The sequence below is a fragment of the Mesorhizobium sp. PAMC28654 genome, from assembly GCF_020616515.1.
In the GTDB taxonomy this organism is placed as follows: Bacteria; Pseudomonadota; Alphaproteobacteria; order Rhizobiales; family Rhizobiaceae; genus Mesorhizobium.
This window is the reverse complement of the sequence record NZ_CP085135.1, coordinates 5,195,952-5,210,289: the sequence shown is the minus strand read 5'-3', so window position 1 is coordinate 5,210,289 and position 14,338 is coordinate 5,195,952. Positions and strand designations below refer to the sequence as shown.

At 61.5% G+C, this 14,338-nt stretch carries 12 protein-coding genes, 1 tRNA gene and 1 pseudogene; 4 read left to right on the top strand and 10 right to left on the bottom strand.

What is annotated here, in order from left to right; all coding sequences use genetic code 11:
* Positions 1-148 precede the first annotated feature (148 nt).
* Complete coding sequence (locus tag LGH82_RS25620) at positions 149-1,213, top strand: threonine aldolase family protein (RefSeq protein WP_227345397.1); 1,065 nt, start codon at positions 149-151, stop codon at positions 1,211-1,213.
* A 25-nt stretch (positions 1,214-1,238) separates the two neighbouring features.
* Here the strand turns inward: LGH82_RS25620 and LGH82_RS25615 are convergent, their stop codons facing one another.
* Complete coding sequence (locus tag LGH82_RS25615; protein WP_227345396.1) at positions 1,239-1,991, bottom strand: sulfite exporter TauE/SafE family protein; 753 nt, start codon at positions 1,989-1,991, stop codon at positions 1,239-1,241.
* A gap of 171 nt (positions 1,992-2,162) precedes the next feature.
* A complete protein-coding gene (locus tag LGH82_RS25610) occupies positions 2,163-2,633 on the bottom strand; it encodes an Hsp20 family protein (RefSeq protein WP_227345395.1) in 471 nt (156 codons plus the stop codon).
* 480 nt (positions 2,634-3,113) lie between these two features.
* Here LGH82_RS25610 and LGH82_RS25605 point away from each other — a divergent pair.
* Positions 3,114-4,069: pseudogene (locus LGH82_RS25605) on the top strand (alpha/beta fold hydrolase).
* A gap of 3 nt (positions 4,070-4,072) precedes the next feature.
* Here LGH82_RS25605 and LGH82_RS25600 read toward each other — a convergent pair.
* The 3 genes from LGH82_RS25600 to LGH82_RS25590 form a co-directional block, all read right to left on the bottom strand.
* Entirely contained in the window at positions 4,073-5,248 is a 1,176-nt protein-coding gene (locus LGH82_RS25600; RefSeq protein WP_227345394.1) for a hypothetical protein, read from the bottom strand.
* Positions 5,249-5,381: 133 nt separating this feature from the next.
* Positions 5,382-6,155 (bottom strand): histidinol-phosphatase, encoded by a 774-nt coding sequence (gene hisN, locus LGH82_RS25595; RefSeq protein ID WP_227345393.1) that lies wholly within the window; start codon positions 6,153-6,155, stop codon positions 5,382-5,384.
* Between the two features lie 316 nt (positions 6,156-6,471).
* Positions 6,472-7,413: an N-formylglutamate amidohydrolase gene (locus LGH82_RS25590; RefSeq protein WP_227345392.1), complete on the bottom strand. Its 942-nt coding sequence runs from the start codon at positions 7,411-7,413 to the stop codon at positions 6,472-6,474.
* A gap of 265 nt (positions 7,414-7,678) precedes the next feature.
* Between LGH82_RS25590 and cpdR the strand changes: the two genes are divergently transcribed.
* Both cpdR and LGH82_RS25580 read left to right on the top strand, forming a co-directional pair.
* A complete protein-coding gene (cpdR, locus tag LGH82_RS25585; RefSeq protein ID WP_006199474.1) occupies positions 7,679-8,041 on the top strand; it encodes a cell cycle two-component system response regulator CpdR in 363 nt (120 codons plus the stop codon).
* A gap of 115 nt (positions 8,042-8,156) precedes the next feature.
* A tRNA-Val gene (locus LGH82_RS25580) sits at positions 8,157-8,231 on the top strand.
* 31 nt (positions 8,232-8,262) lie between these two features.
* Here the strand turns inward: LGH82_RS25580 and LGH82_RS25575 are convergent.
* From LGH82_RS25575 to gmd, 5 genes are all read right to left on the bottom strand, one after another.
* On the bottom strand, positions 8,263-9,672 hold the full coding sequence (locus tag LGH82_RS25575; RefSeq protein WP_227345391.1) for a hypothetical protein: 1,410 nt from the start codon (positions 9,670-9,672) through the stop codon (positions 8,263-8,265).
* Positions 9,673-9,803: 131 nt separating this feature from the next.
* A complete protein-coding gene (locus LGH82_RS25570; protein ID WP_227345390.1) occupies positions 9,804-10,568 on the bottom strand; it encodes a hypothetical protein in 765 nt (254 codons plus the stop codon).
* A gap of 262 nt (positions 10,569-10,830) precedes the next feature.
* Positions 10,831-12,249 carry a hypothetical protein gene (locus LGH82_RS25565; RefSeq protein WP_227345389.1) on the bottom strand — a complete coding sequence of 473 codons (1,419 nt, stop codon included), beginning with the start codon at positions 12,247-12,249 and terminating at the stop codon, positions 10,831-10,833.
* A gap of 6 nt (positions 12,250-12,255) precedes the next feature.
* Positions 12,256-13,224, bottom strand: coding sequence for a GDP-L-fucose synthase (gene fcl / locus LGH82_RS25560; RefSeq protein ID WP_227345388.1), 969 nt, complete (start codon positions 13,222-13,224; stop codon positions 12,256-12,258).
* A gap of 8 nt (positions 13,225-13,232) precedes the next feature.
* On the bottom strand, positions 13,233-14,303 hold the full coding sequence (gene gmd, locus LGH82_RS25555) for a GDP-mannose 4,6-dehydratase (protein WP_227345387.1): 1,071 nt from the start codon (positions 14,301-14,303) through the stop codon (positions 13,233-13,235).
* Between the last annotated feature and the right edge of the window lie 35 nt (positions 14,304-14,338).

Here is a 14,338-nt window from a genome sequence, read left to right as displayed (position 1 = left end):
CGTGAAGTGGAGAAAAAACGTAAGCTAAAGTCGCCAGCCTACGCCCTGCCGTGTTCGCTGGCTTTACCTGTTTTCCGGCCTCTGGCTCTTGCGATCGGCCTGCAAAACCGGGCAAGCTCGCGCCGATTTCCCCAACATAGGCAGATGCATGTTTTTCGCTTCCGACAATTGGGCAGGCGCCCATCCCAATATTGCCGCCGGCCTGTCGGCCAACGCCGGGGGCTTTTCGACCGCCTATGGCGATGGCGCTCTTGACCAGGCCGTTTACCAGCGTTTCAGCGAGATCTTCGAACGCGAGGTCGCGGTGTTTTTCGTGGCGACCGGCACCGCCGCCAACTCCCTGTCGCTGGCCACCTACAACAAGCCAGGCGGCATTTCCTTCGCCCATCGCGAATCACATGTCATCGAGGATGAATGCGGCGCGCCGGAATATTTCAGCGGCGGCTCGCGCCTCCATGCCATCGACGGCGCGCTGGGCAAGATCGACCCGCACAATCTGGAGCGGATCATCGGCCGTTTCGCTCCTGAGGTCGTCCATTGGGGGCGGCCGATGGCCGTCTCGATCACCCAGTCGACCGAAGTCGGCACGGTGTATGGGCTGGATGACATCGATGCCATCGCATCGATCGCCAGGCATCACAAGGTACCGCTGCACATGGACGGCGCGCGTTTCGCCAACGCTCTGGTCGCACTCGAAACAACGCCAGCGGAAATGACATGGAAGCGCGGTGTCGACATCGTCTCCTTCGGTGGCACCAAGAACGGCTGCTGGTGCGCCGAAGCCGTCGTGCTGTTCGATCTCGACCGCGCCAAGGAACTGGCTTTCCTGCGCAAGCGCGCAGCACAACTATTCTCCAAGTCGCGCTTCATTGCCGCGCAGTTCGAGGCCTATTTCAAGGACGACCTGTGGCTGGACACGGCCCGTCACGCCAACGCCATGGCCGCGCGCCTGGCAGCGGCGATCGAGGATTCCGCATCGGCGCAACTGGCCTGGCTGCCGCAGGCCAACGAGGTCTTCGCGGTGATGAAAAAAGCCGAGGCTGACAGGCTGATGGCAGCGGGCGCCGCCTTCTATGACTGGCACAGGCCGCATGGTTTCGACGGCCATATCGGCGAAGACGAGGCGCTCTACCGCTTCGTCACCAGTTTTGCGACGACGGATGAAAGCATCGCGCGGTTCGAGGCATTGCTGGGGGCGGGATCGGAAGCGTGAGCGTTCTCGTCCGGGGCATCACGCCCTAGCCAACGAATGGCCGCACCAGGAGCTCGAGCCCAAGCAGGATCAGGAACACCAGGAACCAGCGGCGGAAGGTTTCCGGACTGATCCGCTGCCGCAGAAGCTGGCCCAGCCACATGCCTAGCAGTGCCGGCGCGACTGCTAGCGCCGACATGGCGATATGCTCGATCTGGAAGGCGCCATTCGACGCAAGGCCGGCGGCGAGTGCGATGGTGGATACGGTGAAGGAAAGGCCGAGAGCCTGGATCAGGTCTTCCCTGCCCAGGCCCAGCGCCTGGATGTAGGGAACGGCCGGGACGACGAAGACCCCGGTGCCGCCCGTGACAAGACCGGTGAGGAGCCCGACGAAGGGCGAAGCCCAGCGCTCGGCGGCTGCCGGAATGCTCAATTGCCGGGCAAGCAAGGTGTAGGCGGCATAGACGATCAGGGCGGCGCCAAGGCCGGCGGTCGTCCATTTGACGTTGTCGCTGGCCAGCAGCCAAGCCCCGCCAAGCGTGCCGATCAGGATGCCGATCATCATCAGCCACAGCCGGCGCAGGATCGGCGCGAAACTCGGTCCCGCGAACAACTGCCAGATGTTGGTGACGAAGGACGGCACGACCAGCAGCGAGGCGGCGGCGACCGGCGGCATGATGGTGCCCAAGAGGCCCATGGCCAGCGTCGGCAGGCCCATGCCGGTCACGCCCTTGACGATGCCGGCCAGCAGAAAGGTGATGGCGACGGTGCCCGTCAGCGCCCAGGAAAAATCAGACATCGCCCTTGATCCATTCCAAGTGCCGAAGCCTGACGCAGCGCGGCATTCGGAGGAAGGGCCAGTACCATGGGTTGGGAGTGGCACAGGCGGGCTGCCAACAAGAAAGCGGCGCCTTTCGGCGCCGCTTCGTCTCGGGAGGAGACGTGTCTGTTGCGTTGCGGACCTTCGCGATTACGCGGTGGTCTTGGCCTCGATCTGCTTGGCCTTCTCCGAAGACGCCGTAATGGCGATCTTGCGGGGCTTCAGTTCCTCGGGGATGTTGCGCTTGAGGTCGACGAAGAGCAGGCCGTTCTTCAGCGAAGCGCCGACGACGTCGACGTGATCGGCAAGCTGGAAGCGGCGCTCGAAGGACCTGGAGGCAATGCCGCGATAGAGCAGTTCGGAGCCTTCGCCGGTGCCCTCATCCTTGCGCTCACCCTTGACGGTCAGCACGTTGCGATGGGCCTCGATCGAGATCTCGTCGTCCGAGAAGCCGGCGACAGCCATCGAAATCCGGTAGGAATCTTCACCGGTGCGCTCGATGTTGTATGGCGGATAGGTCTGCGCGCCGCCATCCGGCTGCGCAAGCGAATCGAGCATGGTGAAAAGGCGGTCGAAGCCGACGGTCGAACGATAAAGCGGGGAAAAATCAACGTGACGCATAGGGTGTTCTCCTGTTGAGCAACATGGTTTGCGTATGGCCGGTGCGAAACCCTTGAGCGGCGTTTCGGATGGACCAGCGGACCCGACATTGGCGACCGCAACCGACATTTGGGGAGCGGCCGAAAGCATTTCAAGATTTTGTTTTTCGATGAAATGACGGGGCGGCCCCGGTCTCGATGAACGCCAGATGAACCGGGGCTTCGGCGCTCGTTCAGACTGGCGGCGCTAGAATGCACCCAAGTTCAAGGAACAGGCGGCGCCGGACAAGGCGCCGCGACGAGGCCGAACCGGGTGTAACGTCCCTTCCTCCCGGATCGACAGAGACCGGAAGCACGCCAATGGCGGCTTCCGGCCTTGCTCGTTGGCACGGCGTGCCCGGAGCTCCGTACACCTGGAAATCCTTTGCTTTTGGCGCGTTGGCGTCTATCACCATGTCAGCGCCTCGCAGGGTCAGGCTCGACACAGAATAACGAAGCCCGAATGACGGACCTCTTCCACGAAATTCCAGGCAACCCGACGCCGGAAAATGCCGCCGGCGGCTTCTTCACCACGCGCGACGGCAAGAAGATCCGTTATGGCCTCTTTCCTGCCACCGGCCGCCCGATGAAGGGCACGGTGGTGGTCCTGACCGGCCGCAACGAATGCATCGAGAAATATTTCGAGACCATCCGCGACCTGGCCGACCGGGGTCTTGGCGTTGCCACTCTCGACTGGCGCGGCCAGGGTGGCTCCGACCGCATGATCCGCGACCGCCAGCGCGGCTATGTCCGCAGTTTCCACGACTACACCAGCGATCTCGAGCAGTTCTTCGAGGAGATCGTGCTGCCCGACTGCCGTGGGCCTTACTACATACTGGCCCACTCCGCGGGGGCGGTCATTGCGCTGCTTGCCGCGCCATCGATGGTGAACCGGGTGCGGCGCATGGTGCTGATCGCGCCATTTTTCACCTTGCCGGGCCTGCCCGTCTCGATATCCACGGTGCGGCGCGTCTGCTCATTTTCTGTTTCCTTGGGCTCGGCCGTCTCTACGCCGCGTGGGGACCGCGGAAGAAACAGCCGCCGCCCTTCGCCACCAACAAGGTGACCACCGACCCGGCGCGGTTCGCACGAAACACGCAGCTCTACCAGACCTATCCGCAACTGGCGCTCGGCGGCCCGACGATCCGATGGCTGAGGGCGGCGGCGCAGGCAGCCGAAGCCGTCAGCGACCCGGACTTCATGGCCAGGATCCAGATTCCCCTGCTGATAATCGCCGCCGGGACCGACCAGGTCGTTTCGACCAAAGCCGTGGAGGCCTATGCCCGGCATCTGCGTCTCGGCTCGCTGCTGATGATCGACGGTGCGCGCCACGAAATCCTGCAGGAAGCCGACATCTATCGCGAGCCGTTCCTGGCCGCCTTCGACGCCTTCATTCCCGGAACCGACGACGCGGCTTGAACGTCATTCCTTGCCAGCAACCACCCGTTGCCATCCATCCGCCGGATGTGTGTTCTCCGCGACGAGATGACACTTCCGGCTGGTCGCCTTTTGGCACGTGGCAAGAGCCTGTTTCCGCGCATCGTCGAGGGAACGCGCACCATAGTGCCAATAGATGCCCCTGGCTTTCTCCGGCATTGCCATGGCTTTTTCGGCATCATTTTTCAGGTACAGTTCGGCGCTGGCCCGATCCGCTGGCCCGAGCCGGGAGAGGATGGGCGTCAAAGCCGCGTCATCCATTGCCGGAAGACCGTTCCGTCGCAGGAACGCGTCGATCCCTGGCGCCATCAGCGGACTGGCCTTCTGCTTGAAAAGCGTATGTCCATCCGTGCCGAACGGCGGAAGCGCGACGAAATCGGCCTGCCCGCCCCGGGAGCGGTAAGCCGCCACCATCCGCCTGGCGAGATCCGGCCCGAAATACGGATCGTTCGCGGCGTAGAACCAGAGGGTGGGCGTGGGGTTGTCTTTGCCGAAACGCGCCATGTTTCCCACGAGGTCCGCCTTGAACAAGGCGCAGCCGGGGGTGGGGACGCCCACTCTGTCATAGTGATAGACCCCGCCGGAAATGTTGATGGCCGCCGTCAATGGCCGACCGGGGCGCGCCGACAGATCCAGGATGGACGCGCCGCCAATCGATACGCCGACGCCCAATACGACGGATCGATCAACGTCGGTACGTTTTCGAAGCGCCGTCAACGCCGCCGCGAGCTCGTTCCCATGCGCATCGAGAAACATGGCGACGTTGGGGGCGGCGCAGGTCCCGGCCCGGTTCATGAATTTTCCGGTGGAGTTGCCGTAACCCGGCCACACGATCGACGCGGCAAGCCAGCCGCGATGAGCGAAGTCATGCGCCAAGTGCGCCAGCCATTCGGGATGCATTTTCGACGGAGATGCCGCCGCCGAACCGTTGACGATCAGCGCAATCGGAAACCTGTCCCCAACCACGGGACGCACCACCAGCGTCTCGATCTTCTCGTCATGAGACCCGACGTGGATCAGCAACAAGAGCTTTTCCTCGCGGACCTCGGTGTCGGCAAAACCGGGTCTCGCGAAAAGCACGAGCCCGAGGGAGAGCAGAAGAATGAGCCGGCTCAAACGCATGACATCACTCACGAAGGCAATATCTGTATCCTTGGCCAAGCCAGATTCGCCTGCCAGCAGCGACCGCGACCAATCCCCAAGCAGAAATCAGGCCATGCATTGCAGTCAGGTGACGCTCCGCGCCTATGGCTTCCGCTAAGGCGTTCAGGCAGAAGTCAGCGGATTTTCCGCTTTAGCCGCGCAGCGCCGCCATCGCCGCCGCGTGAAGCTCCGGTGTCGCCGCGGCCACGACGTCGCCGCCATTCTCCGCCGGTCCGCCATCGAAGGTGGTGACGACGCCGCCGGCCTTTTCGATGATCGGGATCAGCGCGACGATGTCGTAGGGCTTCAATCCGGGATCGGCGACGATGTCGACGCTTCCCGCGGCGACCATGGCGAAGGCATAGCAATCCGTGCCGTAGCGGGCGAGTTGCACCTGCTTTTCGAATGCATCGTAGCGCTTGCGCGCCTCGCCCTTGAACAGCGCCGGCGTGGTGGTGAACAGCGTCGCCTCGGCGAGCTTCGTGGTTTTGCGGGTCGATAGCTTTCGCGGTCCGCCCGGCCCCTCATAGTGGGAGCCGGAGGCGTTGGCATAGAACAGTTCGCCGGTGAAAGGCTGTGACATCATGCCGGCGACCGCATCGCCATCGACCGTCAGCCCAACCAGCGTCCCCCATACCGGCAGGCCGGAAATGAAGGCACGCGTGCCGTCGATTGGATCGATCACCCAGACATGCCGGCTGTTGATGTTCTCGCTGCCATGCTCCTCGCCGAGGATGCCATGGTCTGGATACTCAGCCGATATCAGCGCGCGGATGACCCGCTCGGCCTCGCGATCGGCCTCGGTCACCGGGTCGAAACTGCCCTTCTCCTTGTTGGCCACCGCGCCCTGGCTGCGGAAGCGCGGCAAGGTCTCGGCCGCCGCTGCTTGCGCGATGCGCCGCATGAAATCGATGCTGATATCCAACTTATTCTCCCGCGCTGCGGCATTCCCGACCCCTCGTTTGCCGCTAGTTTTCAGCCAAGACAAGGGGATGCGGAGACTTTTATGGACCTGCAGGCGTTGCACAAATGTCACGCCTGCGTCATCAACGTGCAATTTCCACATCAGAGTGAATTAAAAAGGCCTGGATCTCGCTTGACATTTGTGCAGCGCACAATACCCTCATCCTCGGACAGGTTTTCCTGTCCATGCCCTCCTTGGGCGTTTCCTCCCTAGACTTCGACCGTATCGTGAAAACGATGCGGTCTTTTTTTACGGCGTTGTATCGAGGATATCGATATCACTCCGCGGCCAGCGGCAGGTCGACAAAATGGTGATCCGGCATCGCCATGAGATCGGCGCAGAAACGTGTCAGATCATCGGCGAGCGCATCGAAACCAGCCGTTTTCTGGAACGTCCTCTCATTCATGTAGAGCCCCCGATTGACCTCGATCTGCAAGGCATGGAGATGGCGCGCGGGGCGGCCGTAGTGCTCGGTGATGAAACCTCCGGCATAAGGTTTGTTGTGGGCGACGGTGTAGCCCATGGCGGTGAGCACCCCGATTGCCATCTCGGTCAATGCCGCCGTGGCCGAGATGCCGAAGCGGTCGCCAATGATGAAGTCCGGCCGCAAGCCGCTGTCGCCGACCCTGATGCTCGCCGGCATCGAGTGGCAGTCGATCAGCACGGCATAGCCGAACCGCGCATGCGTTCGCGTCAGAAGCCGCTTCAGCGTCTCATGATAAGGCTTGTAGACGGCTTCGATGCGGGCGACGGCCTCCGCCAGCGGCAAGCGGCCTGAATAGATGGCCAGTCCCTCCCCCACCAGCTTGGGCACTGTGCCAAGGCCACCGGCCACGCGTGCCGAGCGGATGTTGCAGAAGGACGGCACCGGCTCGGCGAACATGCGCGGATCGAGTTCCCACGGCTCGCGGTTGACGTCCAGGTAGGCGCGCGGGAAATGCGCCGCCAGCATCGGCGCGCCGAGCGCGACGGCGCCGCCGAACAATTCGTCGACATAGCAGTCCTCGGAGCGGCGGATGGCGTTGCGGTCCAGCCTTGCCATGGCCAGGAACCGCTCCGGATAGTAGCGGCCGCTATGCGGTGAATTGAAGAGGAAGGGAACGCGCTGTTCGGCACCCGATCGGACTTCGAAGGGGGCAACGACCGAAAAGTCCTCGGCTGCCGTGTTCACTTTGAACGAACCCGAAAACACCAGTGCATCATCCCTTGAAAGTGCCACCTTGGCGGCCGCATGTCCAGCTTTTCGGCACGCGGATTGCCAGGAGACCAGCCTGTCCATCCGGCCAGCGAATTATGCTCCGGCACTTTCAATCGATGGACCGCGGTTTCCGGCAATATGCTGGGAATTTCAGGCTGATATCCCAGCCAAATGTGGATAGGCCGGCTCGGCGTTCACTTGATGTTTACCGTCACCGCCTCATATACAGGATGGTTAACGGGCTGGCCGGACGGCAGTCTCGGGCGGGTGATTCGGACGGGATATGATGGCACGCATTCTTCTGGCGGAAGACGACGACGATATGCGTCGGTTCCTCGTCAAGGCGCTGGAGCGCGCTGGTTACCAGGTTAGTGATTTCGACAATGGCGCCAGCGCCTATGAGCGGTTGCGCGAGGAGCCTTTCTCGCTGCTGCTGACCGATATCGTCATGCCGGAAATGGACGGCATCGAGCTCGCGCGCCGGGCCACGGAAATCGATCCCGACCTCAAGGTCATGTTCATCACCGGTTTCGCCGCCGTTGCGTTGAACCCGGATTCCAAGGCACCGAAGGACGCCAAGGTGCTGTCGAAGCCCTTCCATCTGCGCGATCTCGTCAACGAGGTCGAGAAGATGCTGCAGGCCGCCTGACGCACTTCGGGCCACCTTCCGGGTGGTCATCCACAATGCCGTGGCATGCGTCTTTCTTTCGCTTTTCCGGCTATTGACGCGCTGGTTCAAAAATGGTGTATGCGCGACGTCGGATGGGCGTGTAGCTCAGCGGGAGAGCACTGCATTGACATTGCAGGGGTCACAGGTTCAATCCCTGTCACGCCCACCATCCAGACCCCTCCTTACCGGTAAGCATCGGCTCAAAACGGCCTCAGCTGTCGAAGCTTCCATAGGATCCTGGCCAGAAAACCGGTCTCGGGTTTTCTACCCAACCTTATCCAGCGTTTGATTTTCCTGAACATCGGGTTTGCTGGCTGAGCCTCCACCAACCGCGCCGCCATCTCGCGCGCCCGCCTGGGCTCTCCCGATTCGCGAAGAAGATAGGCCGAACATGCCATGGCGTGGGGGTGGCCGGCCTGTGCCGAGGCGAAGAGAAGTCCGAAATCCCTTGCCATGGCATTCTTGCCCCCAATCACCTCGGTAAGAACCCGCATCGCCGGCAAGGGGATCTTGGCGCGCGCCTGGAACTGCCTGCTCATCAGCGATTTCAGCAGGGCTTCGCCTGAGGGAAAGTCGCCCTCGCGGAAATAGGCGGCGACGATCTTCAGCACGTAGATATAGTTCTCCGGATCGAGTGCGAGCGCGCGGTCCAGAATTTCCCTTGCTTGTGCAAGGCTGATCTTGTCCTCAAGGTTCAGGAAAGCGAATTGATAGCCAAAGGCGGCCTCGAGCGGATGATAGTCGGGCTCGTGGGCTTTCAATTCCTCAAGGACAATCTCCGCCGCCCTGGCTTTGCTGAACAGCGCATCGGAATTCAGGCAAGGAATATCACCCATTACGGATGCTACGGTCGCAAAGATGCTGTTTCCCGCATGGATCTGCTCGCAACGCGCCATCAGGGCCATTTCAAAGAAATCCTTGAGCGTGCGATCCTCGAATTCTCCGGCCTCCAAATCGCTGGTCAGCAAGGCGCCGGTTTGGGACCTCAGATACTCCAGCGTTTCGCGGTCCTGGCCAATGAGCAGGGTGTTCAACCCCCTGGCCGAAAGCTCCGAGACGATTGCCTTGGCAAGAGTGGATGGGATCACCTTGCCGGCAAAAATCAATCTCGTCCGATAACGGCCATGAACGATATCGCCGCTGCGAAGATGCAGCGCCGCCATCGGGCCGGGGAATCGCACCCCGCCGGCGGCGCTGATCGCCTCCGTCACGTCGGCCGAGAAACCAAAACCGCGCAGTGCTTCGGATCGTGCGAGGGGTTTTGCCCCATCCGCGCGAAATGAGCTCAGAATGTCGAACTGGTCGCAGATCCAGCCTTCGAGATTCCGCTGCCTGGCGGCCGCCTCAAGACTGTCTGGCGTGAAGATCGTACGATCCAGAAGGCCGAAGCGTGAAATGTCGACCTGCTCGCCCAGCCAGTACCTCTCGATGAAAGCGTCGGAGAATATCTTCCTGACCACGTCGACGATGTGAAATGTGTTGTCCTGGATGGCCTCGTCGCTCCAGGTGAAGCCGAAACGGCATCCGAGCCCGTCGGCCAGCGATTTCGCATTGGCCATCGCCAGCAGGCGGCCACCCAATCCGTCGGTTCTGGTCGCGGCAATTAGCATTGACTGGTCTCAAGCCGCTCCGAGGCGGACATCCCCTTTTTCAATGCGCTGGATAAACCAGGCATAGGTTTGGTACCAGGCGTCAGGCTTTCGCCACTGGATGTGGCCCCTTCCGACCGCAAGGCGTGCGCCTAAAGCCACGGGCTGACGAATGGCCTGATTTCCCGCCAAGCTCGTTTAAGGCCAGCTTTCGGCATATTCTGATGAATGTAGCTCTCGGATCTATGCGTAAGCCGCTTCAGGCCGTGATTGCGCATGTAGGCATCGAAGCGCTTTTCGAATGGTTCGTCAGCGTAGGCTGGATACCGCTCCGACGCATGGTTCTTCTCTCCGTAGACCGGGGCGCGGAATACGGACATCTTTCCCAAGAAGCATTGGTCGGAGAAACCATAGCCGACGAAGAAATCGTCAATCTGCCCCTGGCTTTCCTTCTTCGCCTCCTTGAATCGATCGTTCCAACAGGGATTTGCGACAACAAGATCGGCGCTGCTTTCCATCAACGCCAGGGCGGGAACGATCCAGTGGTGGCGGCGCTTGGGGAACGAGTCGCCCATGTAGTAGAGCAGATAGGCGGCGCTGCTGGCGTAAATCGCCACGAGTTCACTGATCGAGTAGAGATAGCCGCGACCGAAGGACGCTTTGTCGATCTGGAAGAACTCCAACGCGGCTGCCGCATGGTCTTCCTCAAAAAGATATTCGTCGATGTCGCCGCGATCGATCGCTGCCTTTGCGGCTGTCTCGACGATGCCGCGCTCCTTGACGTTGTTTATGATAAGGCGGCGGCTTGAAAAAGGGTAGGAGCAGCGCCCAACGACGGTGCGCAGGTACTTTTCCCCCAACACCATCCGCCAGTCATTTTCATAGCAGTTCGTCGTGAAGTCTACAGTGAGGGCCATCTGACACATTTTCTAAAGCGCGTTTTCTCAGTGGTGGGACGAACGAATGCGCCTATCATGATAATTGAACGGGATGACCTTCCGCCGCCGCAATTTCCATAGGTAGCAAAGATCGGCGGCCTGCCTGGCGAGGCTCTCGAATTCACGGCCGATCCTTGCGGCCGATCCTTGCGATCGTCCCATTAGCTTTTCTTGTCCATGTCGAGCGCAATCCACTGGTTCTTGCGCTCATGCTCTATCAGACCTGAGCTACTGGCGAGACTCATGACCACAGCCCGCGAAGTCCGCCAAGGCGCCATCTTGCCTTCGCCAGCCGACCGGATTCCGGCCTCTTGCCCATTGCCACCCGCCGTCTGATTTTCCTGAAGATCGGATTTCCAGGCTCCATCTCCACCAGCCTCGCTGCCATCTCCACCGCCGGTGTCCTGTCGTCGAACACTTCGACGAGGATATAGGCCGAGCACGCCATCGCGTAAGAGTGGCCGGCTCTCGCGGCGGCGAGGAAAACGTCGAAGTCGTTTGCCATCGCCCGGTAGCCGCCGAGCCGGGTGGTCAGCATGTCCATCATTGGCAATGGAATGCTGGAGCGTCTTCCTGACTGGCCTATCATCAGCGATTTCAGGATCGCCTCGCCAGCGGCATAATCCCCGTCGCGGAAACAGGCCGCGGCCATTTTCAGCTCGTAGCCGTCGTTTTCCGGATCGAGCGCCTGAGCCTTTCCCAGAAGCTCCCGCGCTCGCGCCGGACTGATCTCGTCCTCCAGCGACTGAAAGGCCCAGCGATAGCCAAAAGCCGCCTCAAGCCGATGGTAGTCGGATTGGTGCGCCCGCAATTCATCCGTGATGATTTCCGCCGCGCGGGACTTGCTGAACAAGGCGCTGGTGCCGAGGCAAGGTTTGTCGCCCATCAGCGATGCTATCGTTGCATAAATGCTGCCGCCGGCATGGATCTGTTGACACCTTGCCATCAGCGCCATCTCAAAGAATGCATTCAGGGTCTCCTCCCTGAATTCGCCGGCCCCGAAATCGCTGGTGCGCAACGCCCCGGTCTCGGCCTTGAGATAGTCGAGCGTGGCATGATCCTGGCCGACCAGCAGCGTTGTCAGCCCCCTTGATGAAAGCTCCGTTATGATCGCCTTGGCCAGGACCGAGGGGATCACCTTTTCGGCGAAAACCAGTCTTCTGCGATTTTGACCGTAGACGATGTCGCCACTGCGAAGATGCAATGCCGCCATCGGACCGGGAAAGCGGCATTTGCCAGCCGCATCCAGCGCCGTTCGTACGGCTGGCGAGAAACCGATAGCCCGCAGCGTTTCTGATCGTGCGACCGGTTCAGCACTGTCGTCGTGGAAAAAATCGAGGGCATCGAAGTCGTTGCAGATCCAGCCGCGCAACCGTCCCTGCCTTGCCACGGCGCCCAGGTCCGACGGCGTGAATTGCTTGCCGCCAAGAATGCCGAAACCGGCCCTCGAGATCTTCTCGCCCAGCCAATGCTTCTCGATGAAGTCGGCGCTGAATATCTTCCCGACCACGTCGACGGTATGGGACCCCTCGTCGAGTATTGTCCTGCTGTTCCAGGTGAAGCCGAAACGATAGCCGAGCCTGTCGGCCAGCGCCTTTGCGTTCGCCATCGCCAGCAGGCGGCCACCGAGCCCGTCTTTCCTGTTAGTGGCGATCAACATCTTTCGTCACGCGGCCCCGAGCCGGACGTCGCCCGTTTCAATGTGCTGGAGAAACCAGGCATAGGTCTCCTCCAAACCACCGCGAAGCGTGTAGCGCGGGCGCCAGCCGGTCGCAAACAGCCTGGACACGTCCATGAGCTTGCGCGGCGTGCCATCGGGCTTCGTCGGGTCGAACGTGACCTCGACGTCGGCGCCGACCACGGCTGCAACCGTGCGGGCGAGTTCGGCAATGGTGACATCCTCGCCCGAGCCGACATTGACGTGGCTATCGCCAGCATAATTCTTCAGCAGCCAGACAAGGGCATCGGCGGCATCGTCGACATGCAGGAACTCGCGCATGGGCTTGCCCGATCCCCAGACAGCCAGCGACTTGTCGCCTCGGCGTTTGGCCTCATGCGCCTTGCGCATCAGCGCGGGCACGACATGGCTGGAGTTGAGATCGAAATTGTCGCCGGGGCCGTAGAGATTGGTCGGCATCGCCGAAATATAGTCGACACCATATTGGCGCCGGTAGGCCTGGCACAGTTTCAGGCCGGCAATCTTGGCGATGGCGTACCATTCGTTGGTGGGTTCGAGCGGGCCCGTCAGCAGCGCGTCCTCGGAGATCGGCTGGGGCGCGAATTTCGGATAGATGCAGGACGACCCAAGAAACAGCAGCTTCCGCACCTCGCTGCGGAAAGCGCTTTCGATGACATTGGTCTGCATCACGAGATTTTCATGGAGGAAGTCGACCGGAAACCTGTCGTTTGCCAGGATGCCGCCGACCTTGGCCGCCGCCATCACCACGGCGTCTGGGCGGCGCGCCGCCATCCAAATGCGCACGCCGGCCTGATCCATGAGATCAAGCTCCCCACGGGATGCTGTCAGGACCTCGCAATCCTCGTGCGCGAGCCTGCGCACAACGGCCGAGCCGACCATGCCGCGATGCCCTGCCACGAAAACACGTTTGCCCCGAAGCTCGAATGTATCGTCCATGAGCACCCCTATACAGTACGGCCGCCACGCCATTTGCCGCCGGTGGCGCGCGCCAGATCGGCCTGCACCATTTCCGCGACCAAGTCCGTGAAGCCGACCGTATGCGTCCAGCCCAGCCTGGCCTTGGCCTTGGACGCATCGCCCAGAAGAAGGTCGACCTCGGTCGGCCGGAAGTAGCGCGGGTCGATACGCACGAGCGCGGTGCCCGAATCGGCATCGACGCCGATCTCATCCACGCCTTGTCCTTGCCAGCGAACGGTCCGCCCGGTCTGGGCAAAGGCCAGTTCGACAAATTCGCGCACGGAATGCGTCTCGCCGGTCGCCAGCACGAAATCGTCGGGCTCTTCATGCTGGAGGATGCGCCACATGCCCTCGACATAGTCGCGCGCATGGCCCCAGTCGCGCCTGGCATCGATGTTGCCGAGATAGAGCGTCTCCTGAAGCCCGCGATCGATCGCGGCGACGGCCCTTGTGATCTTGCGGGTGACGAAGGTTTCGCCCCGTGTCGGGCTCTCATGGTTGAACAGGATGCCGTTGGCGGCAAACATGCCGTAGGCCTCGCGATAATTCACCGTGATCCAATAGGCGTAGAGCTTGGCCGCCGCATAGGGCGAGCGCGGATGGAAGGGCGTGGTCTCGCTCTGCGGCACCTGCTGCGCCTTGCCGTAAAGTTCCGATGTCGACGCCTGGTAGAAACGCACTGATTTTTCCAGGCGAAGAATCCGGATGGCCTCCAGCAGCCTGAGCGTCCCCAGAGCATCGGAATTGCCCGTATATTCTGGTGTTTCGAAGCTCACCTGAACGTGGCTCTGGGCGCCCAGATTGTAGATTTCGCTGGGGCGCGTCTCCTGCACCAGGCGGATCAGATTGGTGGCATCCGTCAGGTCGCCATAGTGCAGGAAGAAGCGGGTGTCGCGCTCATGCGGATCGACGTAGATGTCGTCGACACGCTCGGTGTTGAACGAAGAAGAGCGGCGCTTGACGCCGTGGACGATGTAGCCCTTCTGCAGCAACAGTTGCGCCAGATAGGCCCCGTCCTGGCCGGTCACACCGGTTATGAGCGCCACTTTATCGTTCATTGCCAAGCTTCACTCCACATTGGGTGCGTACCCAA

Bases quoted from the DNA above. Each gene is read 5' to 3' on its own strand.
- cpdR (WP_006199474.1), top strand. From the start codon at position 7,679: ATGGCACGCATTCTTCTGGCGGAAGACGACGACGATATGCGTCGGTTC.
- LGH82_RS25610 (WP_227345395.1), bottom strand. From the start codon at position 2,633: ATGCGTCACGTTGATTTTTCCCCGCTTTATCGTTCGACCGTCGGCTTC.
- gmd (WP_227345387.1), bottom strand. From the start codon at position 14,303: ATGAACGATAAAGTGGCGCTCATAACCGGTGTGACCGGCCAGGACGGG.
- LGH82_RS25570 (WP_227345390.1), bottom strand. From the start codon at position 10,568: ATGGCCCTCACTGTAGACTTCACGACGAACTGCTATGAAAATGACTGG.
- LGH82_RS25615 (WP_227345396.1), bottom strand. From the start codon at position 1,991: ATGTCTGATTTTTCCTGGGCGCTGACGGGCACCGTCGCCATCACCTTT.
- LGH82_RS25620 (WP_227345397.1), top strand. From the start codon at position 149: ATGTTTTTCGCTTCCGACAATTGGGCAGGCGCCCATCCCAATATTGCC.
- LGH82_RS25575 (WP_227345391.1), bottom strand. From the start codon at position 9,672: ATGCTAATTGCCGCGACCAGAACCGACGGATTGGGTGGCCGCCTGCTG.
- fcl (WP_227345388.1), bottom strand. From the start codon at position 13,224: ATGGACGATACATTCGAGCTTCGGGGCAAACGTGTTTTCGTGGCAGGG.
- LGH82_RS25565 (WP_227345389.1), bottom strand. From the start codon at position 12,249: ATGTTGATCGCCACTAACAGGAAAGACGGGCTCGGTGGCCGCCTGCTG.